Source organism: Methylobacterium sp. A52T (assembly GCF_053346095.1).
Map to the genome: position 1 here is coordinate 1 of NZ_JBKFBI010000197.1, position 8150 is coordinate 8150.

The window sequence follows — 8150 nt, forward strand, 5'->3', positions numbered from 1 at the left end:
GAGGGACAGGGTGAGGGCTGAGAACAGTCCGGAAGAGTCGCGACCTGTACGCGCATCGGCGGCCTGTTCAGTCCTGATCCTTCGCGTCCCTCACCCCAACCCTCTCCCGCACGGGAGAGGGGGCCTGACGCGGCTGGCGAGACCGGGCTCGCCCTCCTTCCCGACCGTTGCAACATGGTCGGATACGGCTCTAGCGGGACGGAAGCGGCGCCCGTTCCGCCGAAGCGGCGCGGGTGCCGGTCATGGTGAGAGCGCTGCCCTCAGTACTGCGTGCCGGTGAACCGGCAGATCGTCTTGCAACGCGGGCCGCCATTGGCCTGCCAGGACTTCGCGTGCCCGATCGATCCGGTCATGTCCTGCGTGGGATTACCGCCGGGCCGGTGCACGACGATGTTGCAGGCATCGCTCGGGGTCCGCTGGTAGCGCGGGCAGGACGCGGAGTTGCGGTGGCCCAGTAAATCCATGAGCGTCTCCGGACGGGCGTGGGCCGACGGCACAACAAAGCACAGGCAGGCGACGATCAGCGTCGCGAGCGAGGTCATTCTCCGCATCGGATTGCTCCTCAAATCATCGTTTCATGCGATTTCTGGCGCCCTTTGCTCAGTTAAGCAGCAGAAAATACTATAGATGTGCGCTAACGCACATCGTTCAATTCTTTTTTAATCCCAAGAAATACGGGATTTTTTGACGGATTATTCGCCGCGCTGAGCCGTTCACTCTAGACGTGCGGCGTCGCGCATCTGCGCTTGCCCGTGGCGGCGCTTTCGCGCATGGCGGAGGCTTGCGCCGCTCCCAACCGGCCGGGTTTCAGGGGCCGACCGCCGCGCCGGATCGCCCGCCCGCGGCGCGGGCCGCGCGATTCAGAGGGCTACAGACGCATGCGCCTGCGCTCCGATTTCTGGGTCTCGGCCCATCTGCGGCGTCTGGACGTCGCGGGCATCCCGGCGGTGCTGCGCCGGCGCGGATCCGCGGAGGCGGGCGCGATCTTCGTGAAGGTCGATCGGCTCGACGGCAGCGCCGACCTCTACGGACCGGCGCCGCAAGCGCTGTTCGAGGCCGAGGCGAGCGGCGACCGCCGCTTCGCCGCGATCGTCACCGGCGGCAGCCCGCTCGACGTGGAGGAGCGCCTGACCAAGGAGATCCGGTTCGATTCCGATCTCTGGATCGTCGAGATCGACGACCGCCAGGGGCAGCATTTCTTGGATCTGGCGGAGTGATACCGTTTCCGGTTGGAGACCTCGCCACCGTCTTTGCGGGCGCAGCGACGCGATCCAGCGGCGCCACGCCGACCGATGGCGCGCCGCCCTGGGTCACTTCGCTCCGCTCGTGATGACGGAGCGAAGCGAAGGGAGCGCCCGTCAGCCCTCGATGATGCGCTCGTCGAGCTTGCGGTCGACGGTCTCGACGGTGCGGTCGATCTCGGCGTTCGGCTCGCCGAGCTGATGCGAGATCAGCTTCACCAGCAGGTCGACCCGCTCGATGTAGGGCGCGCCGTTCGCCACGGCCCGCGCCGCTGAGGACGGCTTCAGCAGGCTCTCGGCGGCCTTGGCGTACTTCTCGAACGGCACTTGATCGGCCGCGTCGGCGCCGAGCTTCCGGGCGATGCCGTCGACGTGGTCGTAGATCGCCCGCGAGCGCGCCAGGTCGCCGTGGACGGCGTCGTGGATGGATTGCGGCTCGCCCGGGGTGATGCAGCGGTAATTGCCGGTGAGCAGCATCGACCACTTGGCGAGCGGCACGAACAGCGAGTCGAACACCTTGAGCTTCACCGGCACGTCGTGTCCGTCGAGGCGCACGGCGTCGATGTCGGCCTCCAGCTCCCGGAGCAGCCGGTTATGGGCCTCGTCCGCGAAGGTCGCGGCCTTGAAGTTCGTCGGCAGGCCGACGTGGAGGACGTTCGCCTCCTCCTCCGGCGGGCGGAAGGCCTGCGGGTCGGGGGAGCAGAGCGACACCAGACCCGGCTCGAACCGGTCCCACACGCCGGCATTGGTGTAGGCGTCCTCGAGGTCCATGGCGGCGAGCGCCGGGATCCGCTTGAGGTAGGGCAGCGGCGGCATGTTCATGATCGACAGGCACGGCAGCCTCGCCGCCGCGATCTTGATCATGAGGACGCGGATCGTGTGGTTGTTGTACTGCGGCTCCTGCATGGCGAGGCCGACGAGGTCGTAGCGCGACACGTCGACGTCCTCCGGCGGCATCGCGTCGACCTTGCCGGGCAGGTCGCGCGAGTGGATCGCGCGGTGCTCCTTCTCGTCGCGCAGCTTGATGCGGACCTCGGTCCCCTCGCGATTGATCAGGTCCGCGGTCTTGCGCCGGCACACCAGGGTCACGTTGTGACCGGCCATCAGGAGCTTGGTGCCCAGGAGCGAGCCGTAGGAGGCCCCCAGGATCAGGATGTTCTTGGCCACGTCGGTCCTCCCCAGCATTGAGACTTGCTGTGTGTTGTCTGGTTGCTGGGAACAGCGCGTCCACGCCACCGCCCCAAGCGCACGTGCGATGGATGGCAGCCGGGCGAGAGGAAGGCAAGCCTTCTGGTATACCTAATCCCAAACCCTTTGTGAGGCCCCGCCGGTGACAGGCGGGGCGATCCCTATCCTCCGCAGCCGAGATCTCCACAGGGTGGCGCCTCCAGGACCTCGCGCGGGGCCCTTTCGGGACGGCGGACGACGACCGGCCTGCCCGCGTGACCTAGCCCCAGAGCTCCGGCGTCGGCGGGTGCATCAGGCTGCCCTCGTAGCGCAGCGGCGGGTCGCGGTCGCGGGCCAGCAGCAGCGGCCCGTCGAGGTCGACGAACTCCGCGTCGTTGGCGAGCAGGGCCGCCGGCGCCATGCCCAGCGAGGTGCCGAGCATGCAGCCGACCATGATCGAGAGCCCCCGGGCCCGCGCCTCGCGGGCGAGGAGCACGGCCTCGGTCAGGCCGCCGGTCTTGTCGAGCTTGATGTTGATCGCGTCGTAGCGCCCGGCCAGCGCGTCGAGGCCGGCACGGTCGTGGAGGCTCTCGTCGGCGCAGACCGGCACCGGGTGGGGGATCTCGGCGAGCAGGGCGTCGGCGTCGGCCGGCAGCGGCTGCTCGATCAGCGCGACGCCCGCCCGCAGGCAGGCCGCGAGGTTGGCCTCCACGTTCTCGGGCCGCCACGCCTCGTTGGCGTCGACGATCAGCCGGGATTCCGGCGCGCCGGCCCGCACCGCGGCGATGCGCTCCGGGTCGCCGTCCCCGCCGAGCTTGACCTTGAGCAGCGGCCGGTGGGCGGCCTTGCGGGCGGCCTCCGCCATGCTCTCCGGCGTGCCGAGGCTCAGTGTGTAGGCCGTGATGGCCGGCCGGGGCTCGGCGAGACCCGCGATCTCCCAGGCGGGACGGCCCTGCCGCTTCGCCTCGAGGTCGAACAGCGCGCAGTCGAGGGCGTTGCGCGCGGCGCCCGCCTTCATGCGGGTCATGAGCGCGTCCCGCCCGATCCCGGCCGCGATCGCCTCCGCCTGGCCCTCGATCAGGGCACTGACGCTCTCGACGCTCTCCCCGTAGCGCGGATAGGGCACGCACTCGCCGCGCCCGACCGCGTCGCCGTCCGCGACCGTCGCCACCACGACGGCGATCTCGGTGCGGCTGCCGCGGGAGATCGTGAAGGCGCCGGCGATCGGGAAGCGCTCGACGGCGAGGGTCAGGCGGCGGGCCATGTCGTACGGTCTCCGATTGAAGCCTGCGGTCGATGCCCACCGTCATCGCGAGCGCAGCGAAGTGACCCAGGGATGCGCGACGCCGAAAATCGTGGCGCCACTCTGGATCGCTTCGCTCCGCTCGCACAGACGGCGTCAGAGCCGGCACAGGGAAGCGGTATCAGATCGCCGGGAAGTCGGCGACGATCCGGTCGACCAGCCCGTCGACGCCGAAGCGCACCGGGTCGGTGGCGGGCAGGCCGTGCTCGGAGCCGAGCGCGTCGAGGAGCGCCCGGGCCTCGCCCTCGGCGAGCGCCTGGGTGTTCACCGCGATGCCGACCGGCTTGATCCCCGGATTGGTCAGGCTGCCGAGCTGCACGGTGAGGTCGATGACCTGCCGGATGGTCGGCAGCGGGTGCTTCACGCCGCGCATATTGGTGCGGGTCGGCTCGTGGCAGACCACGAAGGCGTCGGCCTGGGCGCCGTGCAGCAGGCCGAGGCTCACGCCCGCGAAGGACGGGTGGTAGAGCGAGCCCTGGCCCTCGATCAGGTCCCAGTGGTTCGGCTCGGCCTCGGGCGAGATCGTCTCGACGGCGCCGGAGATGAAGTCGGCCACGACGGCGTCGATGGCGACGCCCCGGCCGGAGATGAACACGCCGGTCTGGCCCGTGGCGCGGAAATCGGCGTCGAGGCCGCGCTCGCGCATGCCGCGCTCCAGGGCCAGCACGGTGTACTTCTTGCCGACCGAGCAGTCGGTGCCGACGGTGAGCAGGCGCCGCCCGGCCCGCTTGGTCCCCTTGCCGGTGGGGAAGCGCTCGTCGGTGTGGCGGACGTCGTGGAGCTGGCGGCCGCGGCGGGCGGCGGCCTCCGCGATGGCCGGGACCGCGCCGAGCTTCACGTGCAGGCCGCTCGCCACGTCGAGACCGGCCTCGATCGCCGCGACGATCTCCTTCACCCAGTGGTCCGGAAGGACGCCGCCGGCGTTGACGACGCCGATCACCAGGGTCCGGCAGCCCTTCGCCAGGGCCTCGGGCAGGGTCATGTCGGGGATGCCGAGATCGGCGGCGCAGCCCGGCAGGCGCATCTGGCCGACGCACCATTCGGGGCGCCAGTCCTTGATCCCGTAGGCGGTCTTGGCCGCCAGCGTGTCGGGCACGTCGCCCAGGAACATCAGGTAGGGCGTGGCGATCTGCATCGGTCGAGCAACCTTCTCCGGGAGGCCGGCGGACCGTCTATGCGGGATCGCGGGCGGCGTGCGCAATGCATGGGGCTGGCCAAGGCGGTCGATGCGGCCGCCCCACGGAGCATACCGGCTCTGCACGCCGTCATCGCGAGCGCAGCGAAGCGACCCAGGGACACGCTACAGCCTGGGAGTGCGCGCCACCCTGGGTTGCTTCGCTGCGCTGGCAAAGACGGCGCGTCCGCCGCCTCACCCCTGCGGCGCGTGGCGCTCCAACTCAGGCCGCGCGTCGTCGCGCCACCCCCGCCTCGTTGGCCACCGCGCCCACCGGCGCCGGCACGCCGGTCGCCTGGACCATCCCCTCGGCGCCCGCCAGCGCGCCCGCGCGCAGCTCGAGACCGAGGAAGCGCGCGCGCTCGAACGGCCCCGGCAGGGTCAGGCCCTCCGCGAGCGCCCGGTCGAAGCCGAAGCGCGCGTAGTAGGGCGCGTCGCCGACCAGCAGCACGGCGCCGTGTCCGAGGGATTCCGCCCGGCCGAGGGCCGCCTGCATCATCACCGAGCCGAGCCCCTGGCCCTGGATCGCCGGATCGACGGCGAGCGGGCCGAGCAGTAGCGCCGGGCGGGCGAGCCCGGCCTCGACGTGCCACAGCCGCAGGGTGCCGACGAGCCGTCCCGCCCGGGTCGCCGCGAAGGCGAGGCCGCGGGCCGGCAGGCGGCCCTCGCGCAGGCGCTCCGAGGTCTTGGCGCGCCGGTTGCCGGGAAAGCACGCGTCGAGCAGGCGCTCGCGCGCCGGGACGTCGTGGAGATGCTCCGCGCGGATCTCGATCATGGCTGTGCCCTCCCCGGGCCGGCGAGCGGGAGAAGCGATTGTCTGTGACCGAGAGCCGTACGCCCTCGGTCGATGCGGTGGTGGACGTCAGCGTCCGGCCGGGTCGCCCTCCCCGTCATCACGAGCGAAGCGACGTGACCCAGGGCAGCGAAACGTCGGAAGGCGTCGCGCGTCCCTGGATCGCTTCGCTCCGCTCGCGAGGACGGAGAAGCCTGCGTCCCTCAGCCGGAACCCGTCTTGATCCTAGGAAGGATCAGATGACGATCTGCTGAAGGGGCGGGAAGCCGTTGAAGGCCACCGCCGCGTAGGTCGTGGTGTAGGCGCCCGCCCCCTCGATCAGCACCTTGTCGCCGATCGAGAGCGAGACCGGCAGCGGGTAGAGCTGCCGCTCGTAGAGCACGTCCACCGAGTCGCAGGTCGGGCCGGCGATGACGCAGGGCTCGGTCGCCTCCCCGTCCCGCGCGGTGCGGATCGGGTAGCGGATCGCCTCGTCCATGGTCTCGGCGAGCCCCCCGAACTTGCCGATGTCGAGGTAGACCCATCGGACCTCGTCGGCCTCGGCGGACTTCTTCGACACGAGCACGACCTCGGCCTCGATCAGGCCGGCATTGCCGACCATGCCGCGGCCCGGCTCGATGATCGTCTCGGGGATCTGGTTGCCGAAATGCTTGGTCAGGCCCCGGAAGATCGCCTCGCCGTAGCTCTCCACGCCCGGCACCGCCTTGAGGTACTTGGTCGGGAAGCCGCCGCCGAGATTGACCATCGAGAGGCCGATGCCGCGCTCCGCGCACTCGCGGAAGATCGCCGCCGCGGAGCCGAGCGCCCCGTCCCAGGCCTCGGTGTTGCCCTGCTGAGAGCCGACGTGGAACGAGATGCCGTAGGCCTCGAGCCCCTGGCGGTGGGCGTGCTCCAGCACGTCCGCGGCCATCTCGGGCACGCAGCCGAACTTGCGGGAGAGCGGCCAGTCGGCGCCCGCGCCGTCGCACAGGATGCGGCAGAACACCCGCACCTCGCCCGCCGGCACGCCCAGCGCGTCGGTGGCCCGGGCGATCTTCTCGACCTCGGCCTGGCAATCGACCGCGAACAGGCGGATGCCGAGCTTGAGGGCGCGGCCGATGCAGCGCTCCTTCTTGATGGTGTTGCCGAAGGAGATCCGGTCGGCGGTGGCGCCGGCGGCCAGCACCATCTCCATCTCGGCGACGGAGGCGGTGTCGAAGCAGGAGCCCATCTCGGCGAGCAGGCGCAGCACCTCGGGGGCCGGGTTCGCCTTCACGGCGTAGAACACGCGGGTGTCCGGCAGGGAGCGCGCGAAGGCGGTGTAGTTGTCGCGCACGACGTCGAGGTCGAGGACCATCACGGGGCCCTCGTCCTGACCGAGGTCGCGGCGCACGCGCAGGAAGTCACGGATGCGGTCGGTCATGGTCGTCTCCCGGCACGGGTTCGCGAGCGCCCTACGCGGGGCGCGCTGTCGAAGATGACGGCCCGAACGGGCCGCCGGCGTCAGGGGGCGATGCGTCGCGCGGACCCACGCGCTTTGGAGACGCGTGCGTCGGAGCGGGCGCAGAGCACCCGGAAGCTGCCGTGGATTGGAAGGGAGGACCCCCACCGCACGCCGGGCAAAGAGAAACAAGCCTCTTCGGTGCCGGCCTGTGGAGGGCCGACGAGACCAAAAAAGCCCGTTCGTCGTTGCTTTAAGCTGCGTCCCCCGTGGAGAGCGGGGTTCGCCGGTTTCGCCTCCGGCTGCCGGTTGTTGTCGGGGTCCGGTGTCGCCACCTGGATGCCGGCCGTAGGGATCCACCCTTGCGACCATCGATCCTTTAAGACCCCTGGCGGCTGTCCGGCAGTTGACCGGATGCCCACCAACCGACACGCGGCCACAGGCACGTGCGAAATTGGGCACGGCGCATATACGGAGACGGGACCCGCGCGACAAGGGGAAACCGCCCCGGAACGCCCGCTTTTCCGCCCGCAATCCACACCCCGCGCGCTCCGTTGCAAAAACGACGCATCGGCTACCCGTCAACGACGCATCCCGACCGCGTCGACGGGGCCGTGCGGGCTTCCCAAGCGGGGCGGAAGCGGGCATCTGACCGGACGGGGCAGAGTACTCAGGCGAGCGAGCGATGGCCGGGCCGACCAGATCCACCGCGACGGCGCGGGCGTGAGCGCCGCCCTGTGAGCGCCCCGTTATGAGCGCCTCGTCATGAGCGCCCCCTTGCGCAGCCCGGTCGTCGACGGGCTCCCCGCGCCGACGATTCGCACCGCCACGCTCGCCGATCTCGACGCCCTCGTCGCCCTGGAGCACGCCGCCTTCGCCACCGACCGGGCCGAGCGCCGGGCGATCCGCCACGCGATCCGCTCGCCCTCCATGGACGTGCTGGCGGCCCTGATCGACCCGCCGGACCGGGATCCCGTTCCGGTGCTCGTCGGCGCCGCGGTGCTGGAGCGGCGGCGCGGCAGCCGGATCGCCCGGCTGGCCTCGATCGCGGT

Annotated in this window: 7 protein-coding genes and 1 pseudogene; 2 read left to right on the forward strand and 6 right to left on the reverse strand. The window is 70.9% G+C overall.

Translation table 11 applies throughout. From position 1 onward, the window contains the following. Positions 1–260: 260 nt before the first annotated feature. Positions 261–551 (reverse strand): hypothetical protein, encoded by a 291-nt coding sequence (locus tag ACLBYE_RS28260; RefSeq protein WP_447696705.1) that lies wholly within the window; start codon positions 549–551, stop codon positions 261–263. A gap of 327 nt (positions 552–878) precedes the next feature. On the opposite strand from ACLBYE_RS28260, the gene ACLBYE_RS28265 reads away from it, so the two are divergent. Then, on the forward strand, positions 879–1217 hold the full coding sequence (locus ACLBYE_RS28265; RefSeq protein ID WP_447696706.1) for a DUF1491 family protein: 339 nt from the start codon (positions 879–881) through the stop codon (positions 1215–1217). A 141-nt stretch (positions 1218–1358) separates the two neighbouring features. On the opposite strand, the gene ACLBYE_RS28270 is transcribed toward ACLBYE_RS28265, so the two are convergent. The 5 genes from ACLBYE_RS28270 to ACLBYE_RS28290 form a co-directional block, all read right to left on the reverse strand. Continuing rightward, positions 1359–2408: a ketopantoate reductase family protein gene (locus ACLBYE_RS28270; protein WP_091980370.1), complete on the reverse strand. Its 1050-nt coding sequence runs from the start codon at positions 2406–2408 to the stop codon at positions 1359–1361. Positions 2409–2688: 280 nt separating this feature from the next. Beyond that, positions 2689–3672: an N-acetyl-D-Glu racemase DgcA gene (gene dgcA, locus ACLBYE_RS28275; RefSeq protein ID WP_447696707.1), complete on the reverse strand. Its 984-nt coding sequence runs from the start codon at positions 3670–3672 to the stop codon at positions 2689–2691. 160 nt (positions 3673–3832) lie between these two features. After that, positions 3833–4846 (reverse strand): N-acetyltransferase DgcN, encoded by a 1014-nt coding sequence (gene dgcN / locus ACLBYE_RS28280; RefSeq protein WP_020091144.1) that lies wholly within the window; start codon positions 4844–4846, stop codon positions 3833–3835. 262 nt (positions 4847–5108) lie between these two features. Further along, on the reverse strand, positions 5109–5660 hold the full coding sequence (locus ACLBYE_RS28285; protein WP_447696708.1) for a GNAT family N-acetyltransferase: 552 nt from the start codon (positions 5658–5660) through the stop codon (positions 5109–5111). Between the two features lie 253 nt (positions 5661–5913). Continuing rightward, positions 5914–7080, reverse strand: coding sequence for a type III PLP-dependent enzyme (locus ACLBYE_RS28290; RefSeq protein WP_020091146.1), 1167 nt, complete (start codon positions 7078–7080; stop codon positions 5914–5916). Positions 7081–7863: 783 nt separating this feature from the next. Here ACLBYE_RS28290 and ACLBYE_RS28295 point away from each other — a divergent pair. Continuing rightward, positions 7864–8150: pseudogene (locus tag ACLBYE_RS28295) on the forward strand (GNAT family N-acetyltransferase); the annotation flags it as partial.